This window comes from Lysinibacillus sp. NPDC097162 (assembly GCF_044762185.1).
Taxonomy (GTDB): domain Bacteria; phylum Bacillota; class Bacilli; order Bacillales_A; family Planococcaceae; genus Lysinibacillus.
Map to the genome: position 1 here is coordinate 2,366,137 of NZ_JBIWDT010000001.1, position 21,581 is coordinate 2,387,717.

Annotated in this window: 21 protein-coding genes, 1 riboswitch and 1 other annotated feature; all 21 genes read right to left on the reverse strand. The window is 37.9% G+C overall.

Going from position 1 to position 21,581, the window contains the following annotated elements; translation table 11 throughout:
• Positions 1 to 34 precede the first annotated feature (34 nt).
• A complete protein-coding gene (locus tag ACIQXW_RS12080; protein WP_340823411.1) occupies positions 35 to 646 on the reverse strand; it encodes a zinc metalloprotease in 612 nt (203 codons plus the stop codon).
• Entirely contained in the window at positions 636 to 1,190 is a 555-nt protein-coding gene (locus tag ACIQXW_RS12085; RefSeq protein WP_340823410.1) for a peptidoglycan DD-metalloendopeptidase family protein, read from the reverse strand. Before ACIQXW_RS12085 ends, ACIQXW_RS12080 begins: the two co-directional genes overlap by 11 nt.
• 142 nt (positions 1,191 to 1,332) lie before the next feature.
• On the reverse strand, positions 1,333 to 2,130 hold the full coding sequence (minD, locus tag ACIQXW_RS12090; RefSeq protein ID WP_172772210.1) for a septum site-determining protein MinD: 798 nt from the start codon (positions 2,128 to 2,130) through the stop codon (positions 1,333 to 1,335).
• A 1-nt stretch (position 2,131) separates the two neighbouring features.
• On the reverse strand, positions 2,132 to 2,800 hold the full coding sequence (gene minC / locus ACIQXW_RS12095) for a septum site-determining protein MinC (RefSeq protein ID WP_340823407.1): 669 nt from the start codon (positions 2,798 to 2,800) through the stop codon (positions 2,132 to 2,134).
• Between the two features lie 29 nt (positions 2,801 to 2,829).
• Positions 2,830 to 3,354, reverse strand: a complete 525-nt coding sequence (mreD, locus tag ACIQXW_RS12100; RefSeq protein WP_340823406.1) for a rod shape-determining protein MreD — start codon at positions 3,352 to 3,354, stop codon at positions 2,830 to 2,832.
• Positions 3,354 to 4,265 (reverse strand): rod shape-determining protein MreC, encoded by a 912-nt coding sequence (gene mreC / locus ACIQXW_RS12105; RefSeq protein WP_340823405.1) that lies wholly within the window; start codon positions 4,263 to 4,265, stop codon positions 3,354 to 3,356. Before mreC ends, mreD begins: the two co-directional genes overlap by 1 nt.
• 13 nt (positions 4,266 to 4,278) lie before the next feature.
• Positions 4,279 to 5,298, reverse strand: a complete 1,020-nt coding sequence (locus ACIQXW_RS12110; RefSeq protein ID WP_340823403.1) for a rod shape-determining protein — start codon at positions 5,296 to 5,298, stop codon at positions 4,279 to 4,281.
• Between the two features lie 645 nt (positions 5,299 to 5,943).
• Positions 5,944 to 6,615, reverse strand: coding sequence for a RadC family protein (gene radC / locus ACIQXW_RS12115; RefSeq protein WP_402762515.1), 672 nt, complete (start codon positions 6,613 to 6,615; stop codon positions 5,944 to 5,946).
• 33 nt (positions 6,616 to 6,648) lie between these two features.
• A complete protein-coding gene (locus ACIQXW_RS12120; protein ID WP_340823400.1) occupies positions 6,649 to 7,242 on the reverse strand; it encodes a Maf family protein in 594 nt (197 codons plus the stop codon).
• 98 nt (positions 7,243 to 7,340) lie between these two features.
• Positions 7,341 to 7,991 (reverse strand): hypothetical protein, encoded by a 651-nt coding sequence (locus ACIQXW_RS12125; protein ID WP_340823398.1) that lies wholly within the window; start codon positions 7,989 to 7,991, stop codon positions 7,341 to 7,343.
• A 352-nt stretch (positions 7,992 to 8,343) separates the two neighbouring features.
• Positions 8,344 to 9,603 (reverse strand): bifunctional folylpolyglutamate synthase/dihydrofolate synthase, encoded by a 1,260-nt coding sequence (locus tag ACIQXW_RS12130; protein ID WP_402762358.1) that lies wholly within the window; start codon positions 9,601 to 9,603, stop codon positions 8,344 to 8,346.
• Positions 9,600 to 10,892, reverse strand: a complete 1,293-nt coding sequence (locus tag ACIQXW_RS12135) for a bifunctional folylpolyglutamate synthase/dihydrofolate synthase (RefSeq protein WP_402762361.1) — start codon at positions 10,890 to 10,892, stop codon at positions 9,600 to 9,602. Before ACIQXW_RS12135 ends, ACIQXW_RS12130 begins: the two co-directional genes overlap by 4 nt.
• Before the next feature lie 141 nt (positions 10,893 to 11,033).
• Positions 11,034 to 11,435, reverse strand: a complete 402-nt coding sequence (locus ACIQXW_RS12140) for a hypothetical protein (protein ID WP_402762364.1) — start codon at positions 11,433 to 11,435, stop codon at positions 11,034 to 11,036.
• Between the two features lie 89 nt (positions 11,436 to 11,524).
• A riboswitch (cyclic di-GMP riboswitch) is annotated at positions 11,525 to 11,626 on the reverse strand.
• Between the two features lie 124 nt (positions 11,627 to 11,750).
• Positions 11,751 to 14,396: a valine--tRNA ligase gene (locus tag ACIQXW_RS12145; protein ID WP_402762367.1), complete on the reverse strand. Its 2,646-nt coding sequence runs from the start codon at positions 14,394 to 14,396 to the stop codon at positions 11,751 to 11,753.
• A gap of 178 nt (positions 14,397 to 14,574) precedes the next feature.
• Positions 14,575 to 14,898: a binding site (T-box leader), on the reverse strand.
• Positions 14,899 to 15,174: 276 nt separating this feature from the next.
• On the reverse strand, positions 15,175 to 15,861 hold the full coding sequence (locus ACIQXW_RS12150) for a valyl-tRNA synthetase (protein WP_340823311.1): 687 nt from the start codon (positions 15,859 to 15,861) through the stop codon (positions 15,175 to 15,177).
• 136 nt (positions 15,862 to 15,997) lie between these two features.
• Positions 15,998 to 16,444: an SRPBCC family protein gene (locus tag ACIQXW_RS12155; protein ID WP_340823310.1), complete on the reverse strand. Its 447-nt coding sequence runs from the start codon at positions 16,442 to 16,444 to the stop codon at positions 15,998 to 16,000.
• 118 nt (positions 16,445 to 16,562) lie between these two features.
• The gene (gene hemL / locus ACIQXW_RS12160; RefSeq protein ID WP_340823309.1) at positions 16,563 to 17,855 is read right to left on the reverse strand and encodes a glutamate-1-semialdehyde 2,1-aminomutase; all 1,293 of its coding nucleotides are present in this window, start codon (positions 17,853 to 17,855) and stop codon (positions 16,563 to 16,565) included.
• Complete coding sequence (gene hemB, locus ACIQXW_RS12165; protein WP_340823308.1) at positions 17,856 to 18,836, reverse strand: porphobilinogen synthase; 981 nt, start codon at positions 18,834 to 18,836, stop codon at positions 17,856 to 17,858.
• Entirely contained in the window at positions 18,833 to 19,594 is a 762-nt protein-coding gene (locus ACIQXW_RS12170) for a uroporphyrinogen-III synthase (protein ID WP_402762372.1), read from the reverse strand. The genes hemB and ACIQXW_RS12170 overlap by 4 nt, the downstream gene beginning before the upstream one ends.
• Positions 19,584 to 20,516, reverse strand: a complete 933-nt coding sequence (gene hemC, locus ACIQXW_RS12175; protein WP_340823306.1) for a hydroxymethylbilane synthase — start codon at positions 20,514 to 20,516, stop codon at positions 19,584 to 19,586. The genes ACIQXW_RS12170 and hemC overlap by 11 nt, the downstream gene beginning before the upstream one ends.
• Before the next feature lie 18 nt (positions 20,517 to 20,534).
• Positions 20,535 to 21,362, reverse strand: coding sequence for a cytochrome c biogenesis protein CcsA (gene ccsA / locus ACIQXW_RS12180; protein WP_340823305.1), 828 nt, complete (start codon positions 21,360 to 21,362; stop codon positions 20,535 to 20,537).
• Between the last annotated feature and the right edge of the window lie 219 nt (positions 21,363 to 21,581).

The following is a 21,581-nucleotide window of genomic DNA, read 5'->3' on the forward strand; positions in this document are numbered from 1 at the left end:
ACAATAACATTAAAATACTACCACACGAATTCTATCAAGTCAACCTGTTCATTACATATTTCTCAAAAGCTAAACGATACTTTCGATAATTCCATTCTTTTAGTACTTGCAACCATATAAATAGGCAAAGGACAGTCAAAAAAATGGATTGTGGCAAATTCACTAAAGTTACAATGAATAGGATAGTGGCAAAAATTAGTGAGAGCGAATAATAATATTCAAATACTCGCACACTTGGATAAAATAAAAATAAACATGCTAAGAGTATCCTTCCACCGTCCAGTGGAATAATTGGGATTAGGTTAATTACTAGTAACACTAGCTGCACATTGACTAGTCGAATTGCAATTAAATCCGGCATGAAAAAAGCAAGACCAATCCCCAGTATAGTGGCGATTGGACCTCCTAGTGCAATCCAAAGTAGTGAAGATGCCTGCACAGCTGCTGGATTTTCAAATTCAATTTCCCCTCCATATGGTGCAATAACACATGATTTTATTTTCACGCCACAAAGCACCGCGGCCAATATATGACCAGCTTCATGCCATAGCAACGAAGTCAAAATAATTGCATAATAAGCAATCTGGCCACTGAAAATCATTAACAGAATCAGAGGGATACATAATAAATGCAATTTAACTTTCATCGTTCTCCGTTGTTTCAAGCCACTGGACAATTTGTTCTAAATCAAAATGAGTTTTGTCTTTCTCAATCGAAATATAGAGTTGTCCAGTCTGCTTCATACCGATTAAGTCATTGGCCTGTATAGTCGTGTATGGTAACTGCGCTAAACTATCGAGCATCCCATAGGAGACCGTTGTGCCATCTTCATAGCTAACTGTCATCGTTTTACCGGTATATTTTGTATGGCCTGTAAAAACAACGAGCCCACTTTGCCCTGCGTATACAGGAAGACCCACATCATATTGTAATAAAAACCCTTCTTTAAAAACTTGCGCATTCGTGAACGTTAATAGTTCAGTTTGCCCTACATCACTTGAAACCATTATCGTTTCTTCCTCTTTTTTTAGCAGACTTTTTCCGAGCTCACTTAAGTATGTTAAGTCTGCTGATGTCGTTACAAGCTTTCGCACAGGAGTTTCCATTACGCCTTGATCTTCTAATCGAATAACAAGCATAATTGCAGCCACAAGTAATATCATGACAATCCATTTCCATTTTTTAAACAAGCTCTCATCCTCTTTTTTCACACTATATGAGGCAGCATGTCCATTCATGCACGCAAAAAATGTGCCAGTCACTCACACAATTCTCACACAATTCGCTTTCAATAAAAAAACCTTTCCGCGCACATGCACGAAAAGGTATTAATTATCTTGAAAACAATGCTTTAAGTTTTGAGAACATTCCTCGATGCTCGTCCTCGATAGCCATCAAGGGCACAGATTCACCTAATATGCGTCGGGCAATATTACGGTAACCTAAAGATGCTTTATTAGTCGGATCCATAACGACTGGCTCACCTTTATTTGATGATGAGATAACACCTTCACTATCGACAATAATGCCTAATAGATCAATTGACAAATGTGTTGTAATTTCATTGACATCCAGTGTATCGCCGTTTTTCATCATATGCTGACGAATACGATTAATAATTAGTTTAGGAGCAGTTATTTCTTCTTGTTCAAGCAGTCCAATAATTCGATCTGCATCTCGTACAGCTGAAATTTCTGGTGTCGTTACAACAATTGCATGGTCTGCACCTGCCACTGCATTGCGATAGCCTTGCTCAATGCCAGCGGGACAATCAATTAAAACATAATCATAGTCTCTCTTTAATTCCTCTACTAAGCTCTCCATTTGCTCAGGTGTGACAGCATTTTTATCTGTCGTTTGAGCAGCAGGTAATAAAAATAGTTTATCATCTACACGTTTATCTTTAATTAATGCTTGATGGATCTTGCATCGTCCTTCAACAACATCAACTAAATCATAAATAATACGGTTTTCGAGACCTAGAATGACATCTAAATTTCTCAAGCCAATATCTGTATCTACTAAACATACTTTTTTCCCTTGTAGAGCCAATGCAGTCCCGAGGTTAGCCGTTGTTGTCGTTTTACCGACACCGCCCTTACCTGAAGTTATGACGATCGCTTCTCCCACACTAGCTTCCTCCCTTAGACACATTCAATAATGGTCGAATATTTTTTAACGCATGAATTTGATCGTACGCAATACGCCCATCATAGCCAATAAATGCACAAGCCATGTCTGCTTGATTGATAGCTTTTACATGTTCATCTGACATTGCCTCAACCTGATCAGCAATCATAATATGTGTGGCTTCTAAACGAGAGGCAGCAATAATTGCTTCCTTATTTCCATGTACACCTGCATGTACAATTCCCTTTAGTCTGCCAAGGACGTAAACATTACCACCAGCTTCTACACGTCCATTCGGATTCACATTCCCCACAATTACTATATCCCCAGTGGCACGTAGAATTTGTCCCGATCTGACCACTCCTACATATGTATCTTGTTGGCTTTCTATCATTTTCTGGTTGCTTTCATGGACAGTCAGTACATCACTTTGCACCTTTGCTACAATTAACTGTTCTGATTCTTGAACAATTTTTACTAGCTCTTTTACTTGTTCATCTGAACAGTATCGATAGCCTAAATGTAATTGTACATCTACTTTACCATCGATACCGCCTTCTGAAACTTTTCGTTTTAGCTCATCTACTAAATCGGCATACGAACATTGATCGTCTAAACGAAGAACAAAACCATCCTTTGTTCCCTTCATATTAACTAATTGTTTTTTCATGAATGCCTCACCCCACGTTGCTCTTGATATTAAGAAACTTCACGTGCTCTCTGTAAGACACGCGCATTAATTAGATACTTGAAGGCCCAACCAAGAATCATTAAAAATAACGTATTAGCAATGATTGTTGGTAGTAGTCGTGATTGTAAGAAATCCGTTAACGGTATCGTTGTAAAAGCGATTAGGTAGAAGAATTGATAAAGTACGAATTCTAAAATTGCTACTAAAACAACTGAAATAGTCGTTGTCACAACTAAGTGCTGATGAATTATTTTCACGATAGACCCTGCTAAAAAACAAATAAGCGGATATAGTACCGAATATAATCCAATAATATCAATGTAAAACACATCATACAAGACACCAAAAAAAAGTCCATACATTACCGCTCGTTGACGGCTGTAATAGATGGATATAAATATTAAGTATAAAATTAAAAATCGAGGTACTAGATAATAGATATGCCCTCCCACTTCAATCGGTGAGAGCATAGCAAACTCTGGTTCTAGTAAAAATAGCAATACTGCAACAGAGGGAATAAGAAATCGAACCATTACTTTTCCCCCTCTTCAGTAACCTTTTGTGGATTTGTTAAATCTTCATTTGTTGCATCACCGTCAGAACCATCAATAACTGTTACTGATCGTTTTGCGATTACAACATTTTCTAAAATAGAAAAATCAGCAGATGGTTTTACATAAGCCATTTTCGTTAAGCCAAAATCATCTGTGCTAACTTCCGTAATTTCTCCGATTGGTACACCTTTAGGGAAAATACCACCAAGACCTGAAGAAACTACTTTTTCGCCTACTTTTACAGTTAAGCTAGAATCGATTCGCTTCATAATGAGTTCATTTCGTTCTTTATCAAAGCCCTCGATTAAACCGTATGCCTCTTTTTCTCCTAAAACCATCGCTGAAACACGATAGTTAGGATTATTTGTATATAAAAGCTCAACCTCAGAGGTGAAAGGGGTCACTAACGTAATTTTACCGACTAGCCCTTTCGCTGTCATAACTGCCATATTTTTTTCTACACCATGAGATGAACCTTTATTTAAAATAATTTTTTCTTCCCATTGGTCAGGATTTCTAGCAATAACCGTTGCTTGAATAGGATTAAACGCCTTTAAACTTTCTGACTTTGTAAGTTCTAGTAGTTTTTCATTTTCAGATTTTAATACCAATGCTTCGGCTTGTACAGCTGCAAAATCTTCTAAGCGTGCTTTTAAACGTTTATTTTCTTCGTACGTGTTTAAGAGGGAGTCAATATTATTAAAGATACCAGTTATGTAATTCGCCGGCTTCGCAACAATAGATTGTGCGACGCCGACAGTATCTTTAATAATTTGCTCTGGTAAAGTTGCGTTCGTCCGATCTCGTAATGAGAAGCTAATCAATGCCACAAGAAAAACCATGCCCACAAGTAGCAGTATTACTTTCTTATTGAAAAAAAAATGTGGCATTGCCTAAACCTCCTTACCCTTTTACTTGTTGTTGACGAATTAAATCAATATGATCTAAAGCTTTACCTGTCCCAATAGCTACACAGTCTAATGGATCCTCAGCAATAAATACAGGCATATTTGTTTCACGGCTAATAACTTTGTCTAAATTCGTTAATAACGCGCCACCACCAGTTAAAACAATACCTCGCTCCATCACGTCAGCAGATAATTCTGGAGGTGTTTGTTCCAACGTTTTTCGTACACCATCAATAATTGATGATACCGCTTCACGCAATGATTCTGAAATTTCCTGAGACGAAATTTCAATCGTTTTTGGTAAACCAGTTAAAAGGTCACGACCTCTAATTTCCATTTTCTCATCAGGTCCTTCAGCAAACGCTGTACCAATTTCCATTTTTACTGCTTCCGCTGTACGTTCACCAATTGTTAAGTTATACGATTTACGGATATATGAAATAATCGATTGGTCCATCGCATCCCCACCGATACGTACAGACTCACTTGTAACGATACCACCTAAAGAAATAACCGCAACTTCAGTAGTACCACCACCGATATCAACAACCATCGAACCTGTTGGATCCCAAACTGGTAGGTTCGCTCCAATAGCTGCTGCAAATGGCTCTTCGATTGTAAAGGCTTCTTTTGCGCCTGCTTGACGAGATGCATCGATAACTGCACGTTGTTCAACCGATGTAATACCGTATGGCACACAAATCATTACATTCGGTTTTTTCCAATTACCGCCAGAATTCTTACAAGCTTCTTTTAAATAATATTCAATCATCGCTGTTGTAATATCATAATCAGCAATAACGCCATCTTTCATCGGACGAATCGCCACGATTGACCCAGGTGTACGGCCAATCATATTTTTCGCATCATTACCAACTGCAACGATGTCTCCTGTTTTTGTGTTTTTCGCTACTACAGAAGGCTCGCGTAAAACGATCCCCTTCCCTTTAATAAAAACTAATGTATTCGCTGTGCCAAGGTCAATCCCGACATCTTTACTACCTAATCCAAACAAATTGTGTACTCCCTTTCTATTTAAGCCATACTATCGTTGACATAAAATCATACCGTTCATTATAACGGATAAATGCAAGAATTTGTAGTGCCACATACCTCATCTTGCAGAAAACTTACTATTTTAATTCCCTCTTAAACTAAAAATAGTACGTATAGATTAGCATATTATTTTTTTTCATGTAAAACAACGCATTATAGGCTACCAATTTTTGTGAATGCTATAGATATTTCTACGAATACAATAACGTCATTCAATCAAAAAGGTTCATTTTTTTATTAAAGTGCTTAAAATCGCTCAAACTATACTAAAGCTAAAATATACTAGAAAAATTTTTTCTCCTAAATAAATGTGCTAGGGAGTCACTTATATTAACAGAAGTATCAATCTAAAGAGCTCTGCAAAATATTTGCAGAGCTCAGCTTGTCAACAAAGCTATTTAATTTACAAAAAGCTGTTCTGTAGTAAAACTAGCAAGCTCCACTACTGCGTATTGCATGCGTGAGCGACATGCTCCTTACTAATACGCGCATTTAGCAGACGAGGAGCTAAGTTAATTGTACGACTGCTAACAGCCTTTGCTTGTCCAGTAAAGGTTGTGCGTCCTATGCAAGACTTATTTAAAAAGCCTTTAATCGTACAGTGCTAAAAATAACCTTTTTCTTTTAAGCTAATAAATTGATGGTCACCGATGATGACGTGATCAAGTAATTCAATACCAATAATAAAACCAGCTTCCTGAATTCTTTTCGTTACCTCTATATCTTCCGGACTCGGTGTCGGCACACCACTTGGATGATTATGAGCACATATAATAGTAGCAGCGGATCGCTTTACAGCCTCCCGAAAAATTTCTCTCGGATGTACAATGGACGCATTCAAACCCCCGATAAAAATCGTTTTTTTATGAATGATTTGATTTTTTACATCAAGAAAAAGTACAACAAAATGTTCCTGACTCAGTGAGGTCATATCAGGCATTAGGTATGCAGCGGCATCTTGTGGAGAACGAACAGTATACTTGTCATCATTTTGCTTTTGAGACAAGCGCCTTCCAAGCTCGATTGCAGCTAAAATTTGGATTGCCTTTACCTCTCCAATACCTTTTATGGCAACCATTTCTTCAATTGTCGCATGTTTTAAATGATGTAAACGTTCAAATGTACTTAAAACACGATTGGCAAGTACAAGTACAGATTCTTCCTTCGTGCCTGTCCTCAGTAAAATGGCTAGCAGCTCCTGATTGGATAAGCTCTTTGCCCCCTGCCTTAAAAGTCGTTCACGTGGTCGGTCTGCTATATTGACGTCACGAATCATCATATCTGGTAAAACGTCTATTGGCAATTAGTTTCACTCCTTCGCAAATTGGATAATATGTCGTGCTACCAATTGCGCAAACAACGCTGCAAGTGGTAACCCCACAACATTGTTATAATCTCCTTCAATTCGCTCAACTAAAAGGGTACCAGCTGTTTGAATACCATAACCGCCTGCCTTATCATAAGGATCTCCAGATGCTACATACGCTTCTATAAGCTCCTGCGATAAAGTATGGAATACAACGGCTGTTTCTTCCACAAATGTCGTTTCCAATCCATTTGGTTCAATGATGGCAACAGCAGTCATGACCGCATGACGCTTGCCTGATAAACGTGATAAGTGAGAAATTGCTTCCTCACGGGTTTTTGGCTTATGCAGTAGCTCATTGTCAAAGACGACAATCGTATCTGCACCAATAATCGTTGCATTTGGATTTTTTTGCGCTACATCACGCGTTTTTAGAAGTGCCACACCTTTTACATAATCATGCATTGTTGTTGCTGTTACGCTTGTCTCTTCTACATTACTTGTCACAATTTCAAACGGAAGGTCAAGCATAGCAAGCAATTCTTTTCGTCGTGGTGAAGCGGAAGCAAGCACTAATTTATGATTCGTTTCAAACATTATTTCACCATTCCTCCTTCTCTCTATCATAACGGAGAATGTGGTATTTGAAAATTTTCTAAAAATCAAGATAATGCGCTTTTAGCTAAATTATCTACTTAAAATTTTGTTTGAAGACAAGCATTTTTTGATTTGTAATGCGCGAAAATTTGAAGGCGTATAATGCTTATATCACTGGAAATAGAGGTTGCGGCCTTGCCAATGCTTTGCCAATCAGAAGGTAGCGTAGAATCATTTGCTGCCTCACTAAAATTTAATTTTTTAGTATTTTTATCAGCTAATACATTTGTTATTTCTGCAATTGTCGCCTCTTTACAACTATCGCCACTAACACTAAATGCTTTTTTAAATGTTGGAGGATCCTTTAAAAAAACTAAGTCATTTTCCGCTGTCACCATACTTGTCCAAACATAATATTTACCCTCTACTTCTACTACTGCACTTTCTTGCAGTGTAGGATGTTCTGCTATAAATGCACTTGCACTTTCATAATTAGAAAATACACCAGCTTGACTCGCATAAAACATAGTTGAGGTCCCAGTACCTCCTGCTGTCGGTATTGTTTCTGAATCTGTTTCTGCTTGTGTTTCAGTTTCGTTTTTCGCTACCTCACTGTCCTTTTTTAAAGAAAATTGGGTACTCGCCTGGAGAACGCCTAAAAAAATGGCTACACCAAAAAGCCCGACGATGCCACCAATTAGCATTGCGCGCACTATTTGTTTTCTTATTACCTGACTAACAATTTTCATACGTTCATCACCTCTTATTTCAACCTATCAAAATGAGGATGAAAAAAGACGAGACTGCTGTCGTCTCGCCTAAAAAATTTATCGCTATTAATTATCAAAAATCGTCCATAACTTTCAAAGCTCGTCACATCATCCTATCTAGCCGATGTTTTTGTGTTCTCTTGGTCATTTGGGCTAGGTATTATAGAAAGCAGTGCATAGCTTGTATCAAACTTCTGCTAAATTCAGAAAACCTGTAATTTATCAAAAGTAATGTTACGTTGTTTTCAGTAGAACGATGACGAATTGCTTGTCCTTCTAACAATGACATATACATAATTTGACGCAATGGGGTGAAAATGGCTTAACGGTCCTAATTGTTTTGTTGTAGCAACCTACTACGCACTTCTGTTAACAAATATAAAGAGCCTGATACAATAGTTCTACATTTATTTTCTGATTGCTGCTGAATAAATTGAAGATAATCACTTAAAACCGCTTTGTGCGGTGCATTACTTAGTTCTACCATATCTTTTGCTGACATTGCACGTGGATTATCAAAATCAACAAAATAAAAGCTATCACTTATTTGCTCAAAGTATTGCAAAACTTCTTTTACATCTTTATCACCTAATATGCCGATAACGAAGGTAACCGACTCATTAGGAAATTCAAGACGAACAGTTTCGACCAATTTCTCTGCACTAGCAGGATTATGTGCACCGTCAAAAATAATATAAGGCATTACTTCTTCAAATCGTCCTAAAATACGTGCCACTTTTATTCCACGGCGTATACTTTCTTCGTTAATAGCAACGTCTAGTACTGTAGCCACTTCGATAAAAGCAGTGATGGCTAATGCCATATTATTTCCTTGATGTGGCCCTTTCATATTACGTGTAAGATTGGAGATACAGATGTTTTTTTCATTATTTTTATAGCACTCATAATGATTCGACTGCTCTAGCGTAAATTGTTTTTTAAGCTCAAGAATTGGTGCTTGCTTTGCATGTGCTACATTATTAATTATTGCCTTCGCTTCTAAAGGTACCTCACCTATAACAACTGGACGATTTTGTTTAATAATCCCTGCTTTATGCTCAGCAATACTTTCGATTGTTGAGCCTAAAAATTTCGTATGCTCGAGCGCTATACTTGGAATAATGGAGACAATTGGCATCACTACATTGGTGCTATCCAATAAGCCACCCATTCCTGCTTCAATTAAAGCCACATCGACATCACAATTAACAAAGTGCAAGAATGCAGCAACCGTTAATAATTCGAAATCTGTTAGTTTACCGCTAAGTCCAGCGCTTTTCATTTGTTGAAAAACGCGGTCCATCTCTACTTCTGTAATGGGCTTTTTCGTTACTTGAATTTGGTCATGCACATTTAAAATACATGGAGACATAAACTTGCCTACTTTTAAGCCATGCTCCTGTGCAATTGACTCTAAAAATGTAAGTGTTGAGCCTTTGCCGTTTGTACCTGCAAGATGTACAATCTGTAGTTTTCTCTCTGGGTTTCCTACGAGCGCTAATGCCTCTTCAATAGCTTTTAGACCAGGCTTAATGATATCATCGCTTGTTATTGCCCATTTTTTCTTATATATATCAAACTGTGGAATCATCGTACTTCCTCCTGCAACCATTGGCGAACTTCCGCTATAAAATAAAGTGAGCCAGTAATAACAACAATATCGTGAAGGCCCTTGCTTTGTATAACAGAACGGACGATTGCTTGCCAATTTGCATCATATTGTTTGTCATTATGCGTAGACAGCATCGCTAATTTTTCAGCTGGCATGGCATTTGGCAGTCCAATTTGCGTAAAGGACATGGATGAAGCGATTCCATCCATTAAAGCAATACTATTTGCATGATCCTTATCAGACAGCGCTGCATAAATGAAGCGATAATGATGATTTGGATAAACAGTCTGAAGTGTTTGAATCAACGCGGCTGTTCCTTCAGAATTATGAGCACCGTCTAGCACGATATTATTTGGAAATTGTTCAAAGCGGCCTGCCCACTGAGCATTTTGCAACGCCTGACGCATTGATTGTTCTGTTAGTTGAATATGTCCTTGCTCACGTAAAATATCCATCGCTGTAATGGCAAGACTGGCATTCGCAATTTGATGCTCACCAGCCATTTTTAGTTGAATATCATTTATTTCAACATTTGCGTTACGATAGTTGAAGGTTTGCATAACAATCCCTTGATTTTTTGCCACTACGTGAAAATCGTTTCCTAAAACAAGGCATTCCGCATGACGTTCTTGTGCAACTTTTTGAATAACATCAAGCGCCTCATCGTTTTTAACCCCTACCACAACAGGTACTCCTTCTTTAATAATACCTGCCTTTTCAAATGCAACTTTCGCATACGTATCGCCTAAAAATGCTGTATGCTCCAATGAAATTGTCGTAATAATTGAAACAAGTGGTGTGATGATATTTGTCGCATCTAAACGACCGCCAAGCCCTGTTTCAATTAGTGCAAAATCTACTTCTTCTTCAGCAAAATACTGGAACATAATAAGTGTTACGACTTCAAAAAAGCTCGGATAGTCCCCATTATAATGCGCCTCAATAATTGAAGCGATATTGTTCATATACTGTAAAAATTGCTCGTCAGAAATTTGCGTGCCATTGATAGTCATTCGTTCATTAACGCGTGTTAAATGTGGAGAAGTAAAAGCTCCTACTCGATAACCTGTATCCTCTAACATTTCCCTCAATACGTTTACTGTAGACCCCTTGCCATTGGAACCAGCTAAATGTATAGTTCGTAGCTTGTTTTGCGGGTCTCCCAAACGGGCCAATACTTCACGCATCATTACTAATGGCTCACGTTTAAAATCAACTGCTTTTAATGTAAAAATAAAATCTGTACATGCTTTTATCGTTGTAAACAAAAGAAACACTCCCTCTCACTCTAGTATAAAGGGTGCCAGGCACACAAACAATTCAGACACAATTTTAAAAACACACAGAAAAGCACTTTAGGAGTGATTATCTGTGTGTTTTCAACTAGTTTATTTCAAATAAACAGCAAATTATTGTAATTGATGGACACCTAATAGCGCACCCATATCATCTAAAATAATTTTTGCATCATTATTTAAAAGTGGCAAAACATCCGATCTTTGCACTAAATCAAACGAGTTCTTTAATGTTCTTTTCAACATCGAAATATCAAAATTTGAACAATATTCATTAATCTTATTAATAACTAGTAAATCTGTACGTGTTAATGTTTTATTCACTTCATTTTGCCCACTTCTATTCGCTAAAACATGTTTAATAAGAACGCGCCCGCTTGCGTTTAATAAACGATAGTATTTCGCTTCCGATAGCTTTAGTAAATTTGCCTCTATCAGCCCTCTTGCATTAACAAAATCTAAATCATCACAGGCTTTGTTCACCTTCACAACTATTGTTCCAATATTTCCAGACATGATAAACCTCCATTTTTATTTTTCATACCAAAGAAAAAAGCCATTCTAATCAACATAGAATAGCCATAAAATTAAATGAAATTACTTTAAATGGTAACCAGGCAATCGTAGTTGAAAGAAAACAATTCTCTCTTCACCTTAGACCCTAGGCTTTGCGTCCTAACCTTTCGGATAGTTTGCCTTTATCTATTATACTAACTACATTGTATGATACTATACATTTTTTCCTAACTCAACACATATCTTTTGGCTTACAAAAAGAAAAACAGCAGATGACTTTTTCGCCATCTGCTGTTTCTATCATTCACTATGTTATTACATATTTTTTAGTTCTTCTAAACGTTTTAATACAACGGCATGTTTATCTTCATAGTCCGCTAATTTTTCGCGTTCTGCATTAACCAACGCTTCTGGTGCTTTTGAAACAAATTTTTCATTTGACAGCTTACCAGTTACAAGCTTCACTTCTTTAGCCCATTTTTCTAATTCTTTTTCAAGACGAGCAATCTCTTCTTCCAGGTTGATCAGTCCCACAAGTGGTAAGAATAGCTCTGCCCCTGTTACTACAGCAGTCATAGACTGTCCTGGAGCCTCTAAGCCTTCACCAATTGTTAATGACTCTGGATTACAGAATTTTTCTAAATAGCCTTTATTGGCTTCAAGAATGGCAACCGTAGCAGCATCCTTAGCAGAAATGTATAATGGTACTTTTTTGCTCATTGGTGTGTTAACTTCCGCACGAATATTGCGCACTGAACGTATAATATCCATAAGAAGCTTCATATTGTCTGCTTCCTCTGCAAAGTGAAGGTCTGTGCGTACAGTTGGCCATGCTGCAACTGTAATCGACTCACCTTCATGCGGTAAGTGTTGCCAAATTTCTTCTGTAATGAATGGCATAAGCGGATGTAATAGACGCATTGTTTGGTCTAGTACATAAGCTAATATAGAGCGAGTCGTTTTTTTAGCAGCTTCGTCTTCACCATTCATTGGTAATTTCGCCATTTCAATATACCAAGAACAGAAATCATCCCAAATGAAGTTATATAGTTCACGACCTACTTCACCGAATTCATAGCGTTCTGCTAATGATGTTACACGTTCAATCGTCTCATTTAAACGAGTCAGAATCCACTTATCAGCCACTGATTTTTCACCAGTCAAGTCGATTTCATCATACGTCATACCATCCATGTTCATTAATGCAAAACGAGAAGCATTCCAAATTTTATTAGCAAAGTTCCAAACAGACTCTACTTTTTCAGTTGTATAACGTAAATCTTGACCCGGAGAAGAGCCTGTTGCTAAGAAATAACGAAGTGAATCAGCACCGTATTTCTCAATAACATCCATAGGGTCCACACCATTACCAAGTGATTTACTCATCTTACGTCCTTCACCATCACGTACTAATCCATGGATTAATACATCTTTGAATGGGCGTTGTTCTGTAAATTCAATACCTTGGAATATCATACGAGAAACCCAGAAGAAAATAATATCATAGCCCGTTACAAGCGTACTTGTTGGATAGTAACGTTGATATTCTTCATTTGCCTCGTCCGGCCAACCCATTGTAGAAAATGGCCATAGTGCAGATGAGAACCATGTATCTAATACATCTTCATCTTGTGTCCAATTTTCTGCATCAGCAGGAGCTTCTTTCCCTACGTAAATCTCGCCTGTTTCATTGTGATACCAGGCAGGAATTTGGTGTCCCCACCATAATTGGCGAGAGATACACCAGTCACGGATATTCTCCATCCAACGAGAATATGTGTTTTCAAAACGTGATGGAACGAAATTCACTTTACCTTCCTCGTCTTTTTGAAGCTCTAAAGAGGCATCTGCAAGTGGTTGCATTTTAACGAACCATTGTGCTGATAGGTAAGGCTCTACAACCGCTCCAGAACGTTCAGAGTGCCCTACAGAGTGCATATGCTCTTCAATGTTTATTAAGACACCCGCTTCTTGTAAGTCTGCTACGATTTGTTTACGGCATTCAAAACGATCCATGCCATTGTATTTACCAGCAAGCTCATTCATTGTGCCATCTTCGTTCATAACAAGAATTCGTTCTAAGTTATGACGGTTACCAACTTCAAAGTCATTCGGGTCATGGGCTGGAGTCATTTTTACAACGCCTGTACCGAATTCCATATCAACGTAATCATCTGCTACGATTGGAATTTCACGGCCCACAATTGGTAAAATAACTGTTTTACCAATTAAGTGTTGATAACGCTCATCTTTCGGGTGAACTGCTACACCAGAGTCACCAAGCATTGTTTCAGGGCGTGTTGTTGCAACTTCCACATAGCCCGAGCCATCTGCTAATGGGTATTTCATGTGGTAGAATGCACCTTGAACATCTTGATAGATTACTTCAATATCCGATAAGGCTGTTTTCGCTGCTGGGTCCCAGTTAATAATACGCTCACCGCGATAAATTAAGCCTTTCTCATATAATTGAACGAAAACCGTTTTAACAGCATCTGATAGACCTGTATCGAGTGTGAAACGTTCACGAGAGTAGTCTAATGCAAGGCCAAGCTTCGCCCATTGTGAGCGAATGTGCCCAGCATACTCTTCTTTCCACTCCCAAGTTTTTTCTAGGAATTTTTCACGTCCTAAATCATAACGTGTAATATTATCCTCACGCAGTTTTGCTTCTACTTTTGCTTGAGTTGCAATACCTGCATGGTCCATTCCTGGTAACCAAAGTGCATCATAACCTTGCATGCGCTTCATACGGATTAAAATATCTTGTAACGTTGTATCCCACGCGTGACCAAGGTGTAATTTACCTGTTACGTTTGGTGGTGGAATTACGATGGAATATGGTTCCTTTCCGCTTTCAGGTTGTGCTTCGAAAAATTTACCTTGTAACCACCATTCATAGCGACCCGTTTCAATTGATTGTGGATCATATTTCGTAGGCATTGAAATGTTTTCTGTCATATTGTCTCCTCCTGTTGGTAAATAATTTTGACATACGTCAGCTTTGGCAAACTAGATAACCACTCGTCTTGATTTTTCAGTGTATTCACACCGAATAAATCCGTGACAATTGCACGTGGCTTATTTGCTAATAAAATGCATACATCTTTTTAGCAAATAAAAAAACTCCTATCGTCAACAAAAGGACGAAGGAGTTTAAGTTCGCGGTACCACCTTTAATTCCAGCATTTTAAGATTAGTACTCTTACACACCACTATTTGTCATTTAATAAGTGCTCTAAATGCCCTTATCATCTCGAAATAATGATTCATGCTTGATTTACTTAAGCTTATTACAACTGGCTCTCAATTCGTTAACGGTGTTTAACCGGCTTTAACTACTACTAGTTCACTAAAGCTGCTCGAGGGCTACGTTCAATTACGCACAAATAGAAACTTTTCAGCTACCGTTCCCTCTCTATAATTGCACAAATAATCTACTCTTCCCTGTCATAGCATCCATATTCGATTTTACACATTGTACCGCAAATTCATGTATTTTTTCAAGTGATTTCGTCAATTTCAGCTAGTCTTAAAAAGTAAATAGAAAAAGGAAGTGACTATTCATATGCGACGACGTAAGTATAACCCTTGGCTTTTACCACCTTGGCTACGACAATTTCGATTTTATTGTAGAACAATTATTATACCGATTTGTGGTTTTCAGTTTATACGTGTCATAATCATCCCAACTTCTGGCGACCTTATCATCTTATTACTTTTACTGCTTCTATGCTATTTACTTTTGAAAGATATCATTTGATACACGAACTTTGAGTGGTGTATAGCCTTCTGTTAAATCCCATATCATCGTCGGCACTTCATGCCAAGAACTCGATTCTCGCACAGCAGTAAGGCTTGAAGACTCTCTAAGGACGATTTTTTGCTCGGCAGGTGCAGATTGTTTAGATTTTGAAATAGCTGCACTAGCTTCTACAGTTGTCGGTTGCTTTACTTGAACAGATTGCGCAACAAATGCAGACTCTTCCACTGCATCATGCGTTGTAGCTTCTACAAGCTTTTCTTCTAAAGCATCGACTTGTTCGACTACTGGCACCGATTCGCTAAACGTACTTGTCACTGTCCATTCTAATTGGCACTTTTGATTGGTAAGTATCGGACGAATGTCTTTTACCATTAAGTCCTCAATCGCTGCCTCTTTTGGTAAATCAACATTTAATGGGACCGCATACTCAAAATAACCTGTGTCTCCTTGAACATCAAGCGCATCAATACTTATTAAGTCTTCAGCATCCATGAAAGTTTGCATGTTTTGAAAATCAAAGCGTACATGCGCTGTAATATGATAAATACCATTTAATCTTAAAGAATCTTCTAATTGCATTGACTGCCATTGTGGCTTTATCTGTACAGCAGCAATTTCTGTTGGGCAACCGTACCCCGGAAAACAAAATGTCTCTCGCATATTCCAAGTTTTCTTTTCGATAATAATCCCTCCCTTTGCATCATATGAATTGCAATTGGAATGTATGCTAGCCAACTAGCAAGTTAGCTTTCATATAAAAAGCATGCCCGATTTTAATCAGGCATGCTTTTTATGATTATACGTTAACCATTTTAATTTTATTTGCTACACGATCAGTTAAAATTTGGGTAGCTTTTGGAACAATTGGCTTAAAGATAGGGTTTAAAACAGGACCAGCTAAGCCCCCTGCTGTTACCTCTAAAAAGCCTGTCATTTTTGTATTATCTGCATCAATACTTTCAGCAAGGAAATAACCGTTTCCTGTGAAATTATCTGATAACCCTTTTAAATTGAACGTTACTTTTGATGGTGCTGTCCACTCTAAAATTGTAATTTCTACTTCAACTGTTTTTTTCAGTACACCAACATTACCTTTAAATGTCCATGTAGATTGCTTATCATCTATCATTGTATGTGCATTATAGCCTGGGACAAGCTTTGCCCATTTTTCCATATCGCTAACAAATTCCCATACATGCTCGATTGCTACGGGTACTTCTACTGAATGTGTGCCTGTTGCCATTTTAATTCACTACTTTCTATTATGAATAGTTTTATTATAAACTAAAACGCCCACAATTTGGCTATGCTGAAAGTTTTAATTTTAATAAAAAAAGCCACCCTAAATGGATGGCTTTATGTTATTTTGCTAATTGTTCAAACACTTTATGGAAGGCTGCGACAGTTTTCGCAATATGCTCTTCTGTATGTGCAGTCGAAATAAATAATCCTTCAAATTGTGAAGGTGGTAAGAAAATACCTTCCTCTGCCATTAAGCGGAAATATTCAGCAAATAATTGTAAGTCAGACGTTTTTGCTGAAGCAAAATCTATTACATCTTCATTCGTAAAGAAGAAACCAATCATAGAACCTGCACGATTAACAGTATGTGGAATATTGTATTTTGTAGCAGCTGCACGGAAACCTTCCTCTAATTGATCTCCTAATTTTTTAAAATACTCATAGGAGTTTGCATCAAGGCGTGATAAAGTTTCATAGCCTGCTGTCATTGCTAATGGATTACCTGATAGTGTGCCAGCTTGATAAATCGGCCCAGCTGGTGCTACTTGCTCCATAATTTCCTTTTTACCAGCAAACGCACCTACAGGCAGCCCGCCACCAATTACTTTTCCTAGCGTTGTCATATCAGGTGTCACACCAAAGTAACCTTGAGCACAGCCATAGTCCACTCGGAAGCCCGTCATTACTTCATCAAAGATTAACAATGCACCATGTTTAGTTGTTAACTCACGTAAACCTTCGAGGAAACCTGGTTGCGGCGGTACAACGCCCATATTACCTGCCACTGGTTCAACGATAATTGCGGCAAGCTCTGTACCAAATTTTTCGAATACTTGTTGAGCACCTTCTAAATCATTATAAGCAACCGTCAATGTATTACGAGCAATATCCGCTGGTACACCAGGGCTATCAGGTAAGCCTAATGTTGCTACACCCGAGCCAGCTTTAATAAGTAATGAGTCACCATGACCATGATATGACCCTTCAAATTTCAAAATTTTATCGCGTCCTGTTACACCGCGCGCTACACGTAATGCAGACATCGTTGCCTCTGTTCCAGATGATACAAAGCGAATCATCTCCATACCAGGCAGACGATCCAATACTAATTTAGCTAATCGATTTTCTGTATAACTAGGTGCGCCAAATGAAGAGCCTTTTGCTGCTGTTTCAGCAATAGCTTTTACAACGTCTGGATGAGTATGACCTAAAATTAAAGGCCCCCATGATAATACGTAATCGATATATTCATTGCCATCAATGTCTTTAATAATTGCACCGTGACCAGATTCCATAAATATCGGGTCCATGTTGACAGATTTAAATGCACGAACTGGGCTACTAACCCCACCTGGCATTAAGTTAATAGCTTCTGCATATGCTTGCTTTGATTTTTCATAAGAACGCGCCATTTATTTCTCCTCCAACCAACGTGCTACATCTTTAGCATGATATGTGATAATTAAATCAGAGCCTGCTCGCTTCATACCTAGCAATGTTTCAAGCACGACTTTTTTCTCTTCAATCCAGCCATTAATAGCTGCAGCTTTAATCATTGCATATTCACCAGATACGTTATAGGCAACAATCGGTAATGTATAGTTATTTTTCATATCTCGAATAATATCTAAATAGCTAAGAGCTGGTTTTACGATTAAGAAATCTGCACCTTCTTCGATATCAGATTCTGCCTCACGGAATGCTTCCATACGATTTGAAGGATCCATCTGGTACGATTTACGATCCCCAAATTGTGGTGCTCCATCAGCCGCATCACGGAAAGGACCATAGTAGCTTGATGCATATTTTACGGCATATGACATAATCGGTACATTTTCAAATCCAGCTTCGTCAAGACCAGTACGTATTGCAGCAACAAAGCCATCCATCATATTCGATGGCGCAATAATATCTGCCCCTGCTTGTGCTTGTGATACAGCAGTGCGTGCTAAAACATCAAGAGAAGCGTCATTTAAAATCTGGTCGCCCTCGATTAAGCCACAATGACCATGGTCTGTAAATTCACAAAGGCATGTATCTGCAATAACTAAAAGATTTGGATGACGTTCTTTAATAAGGCGCGTAGCTTCTTGTACAATGCCATGATCATGGAAAGCACCCGTACCAACCGCATCTTTTTCCGCTGGTAAACCGAATAAAATAACAGAAGGTATACCTAAAGCAACAACTTCATCAACTTCAGCACCTAGGTTATCTAATGAAAATTGAAAAACACCTGGCATAGACTGAACTTCATTTTTAATATTTTCGCCTTCAATAACGAAAATCGGATAAATTAAGTCCTCTTTGTGTAAATAAGTTTCTTTTACCATAGATCGAATCGTTGCATTTGCGCGTAAACGACGATGTCTTTGAAATTGTAAATTTGTCATTTTCTTTCCTCTACTTTCGTTAATTCCTCGATGACTGCTTGCATTGTATAAACACTCGGCTTAATGTCTACAGCAGCACCGTGGTTTAAAATAGCTGCTTCTGTAATATGACCGATTGCTGCCACACGTACCGATTCCCAACCAACGATTGATGCTACATCCATTGCATATACATCTACAGCTGAAGGACTTGCAAATATTACTGTGACGTCTGCATGCTCCTGAATGCAATCAATAATTACTTGTTTTTGGTCGTGGCGCTCAATCGTTTCATAAACGGTCCATTCTTTAAGTTTAAAGGGCAAACCTTCCTTTAACGTTTTTTTCGCTTTTTCTCCACGAATAAATAAACATGTTGGATTGTCCCCTGCAATAATTGGAAACTCTTTAACAAATACATCAGCACTAAATACTGAAGGCATGAAGCTAACTTGAAATCCTAACTTCTCTAATGCCTCAGTAGTTTTAGTTCCAATAGATGCAATTTTCCCTTGAAAATGAATTGCACGTAAATGACTGCGATCCATCTTCTTAGCAAAAGCATCTACTGCATTTTGACTCGTAAAGATTAGCCAGTTAAATTGACGCGCACATTCTAAATGCACGCCATCATTTATGTCGATAATTTCGCAAGTTTCTATCAATGGGGCAAAAACTGCCTGACCACCTAAAGAGGAAATATCTTCTATAACTGTTGCTGTTTTAGATGTTCCTGTTAAAACGATTGTTTTACCCTGTAAAGGTAAACTATTTTGCATCTTGCTCTGCCTTCACACGTTGAATTAAATCATAGGCACCTTGCTTCGTTAACATCTCAGCAAGTTCTTTGCCAATTGTTTCAGCATCAATACCATTTACAGTCTCTTTATAAATTACAGAGGCATCTGGTGCAGCAACTAAACCTGTAAGTGTAATTTCTTCCCCATTAAGCTTTGCATACCCTGCGATAGGCACTTGGCAACCGCCATCCATAGCTGCTAAGAAAGCACGTTCTGCATGTGCCTCTTGCCATGTAGCATTATCAGTTAATTTTGCTAGTTCAGCTAATAATTCAGCGTCATCTTTACGGCATTCAATACCTAAAGAACCTTGCGCTACTGCTGGCAGACAATTTTCAACTGATAAAAATTCGGTTACGACATCATCGCTCCAGCCAAGTCGTTTTAACCCTGCAGCAGCTAAAATAATCGCATCATATTCTTCTGTTTCAAGTTTTGCTAAACGTGTATCTACATTCCCACGAATCCATTTTATTTCAATATCTGGACGCATCGTTAAGAGTTGAGCGCTACGTCGAAGAGAACTTGTCCCAACTACCGCTCCTGCAGGAAGATCTGCAAACTTCACATGACCTTTAGAAATAAATGCATCACGCGCATCTTCACGTGGTGGAATACAACCAATGACTAAACCTTCAGGTAGTACCGCAGGCATATCTTTCATAGAATGAACAGCAAAGTCAATTTCCTTATCAAAAAGTGCCTGTTCAATTTCTTTTACAAAAAGCCCTTTACCGCCAACTTTAGAAAGTTGGACGTCTAAAATTTGATCGCCTTTTGTGACAATTTCTTTTACTTCAAATTCAAACGGCGCACCTGCTGCCTTTAGCTCATTGATGAACCAATTTGTTTGCGTTAATGCTAATTTACTTCTCCTAGAACCTACAATAATTTTTCTCAACAGTCTCCAACCTTTCTTCTAATACCATAAATGGAATCGAGATAAGCTACTCCCTAAAAAGAAGTTTACAACAACTAATAAATATGCATAGATATGTACCCACGCATAATTAGTACCTGTCAGCTTACTTTTACGATTCACATATAAAATACAGCAATATAATACTAAAATGATAAAGGACCCTATTATCTTCGCATCAAAGATAGATAAACTCTCTAATCTTAATAATGCCCATTCAAACCCTAAAATTAAACTTATGAATAGCATTGGAATACCAATAAAAAATGATATGTTCATCCAATTGCTCGTTTGCTGTAGTGACGGCAAACGTGTCCATAGTTGAGACCACTTTTTCTTTTTTAATAAACGATATAAAATTAAATACAATATCGCAAACACAAAAGTTAACGTAAAAGCAGCATACGATAAGATTGCAAATGAAATATGGATAAAGAGCATTTCGGAAATTAAAGTCTCTCCTACTGCACCCGTCGGTCTTTTCGGCATAAATGTGAATATACTAGCAAATACAAATCCTAATATATTGATAATAAATACTGGTAAATCGACTCTCGCTATACAATGGAGAATAATCGACAGTGATACAAGTAACCAGGAATAGAAAAGAATCCCCTCATACAAGGATAAAATCGGGAATCGTTTTGTTTCTACAAAAGTTAAAATAATTATGGCACTTTGAATTACCCATACAAATGAAACAAGCCAAAAAGCAATTCGCCTTGTTTGTACTTGCTTATAAAAGTAATCAGTAAAGTAAAACACTAGACTGATCGCGTACAAGACGATCATTACTTCATAGAGCCTTGTCATTGTCAAATCAGCCAATGGACATCCCTTCTTTATATCAAAAAGTGCTAAAGTTACTATAAACAGTATCCCAGCCTAAAAAAAGACGTTTTCGTATCTTTAGTTTACCATACAGATACGAAAACGCCTCATGTAATTTCAAGTTCGCACACGTCAGCAAAACTACGCAATTAGCGCTATTGCTACATGACTCACATCGTGAACCTCAAGCGATTGTGGAGCTTGAATGTCTAGACA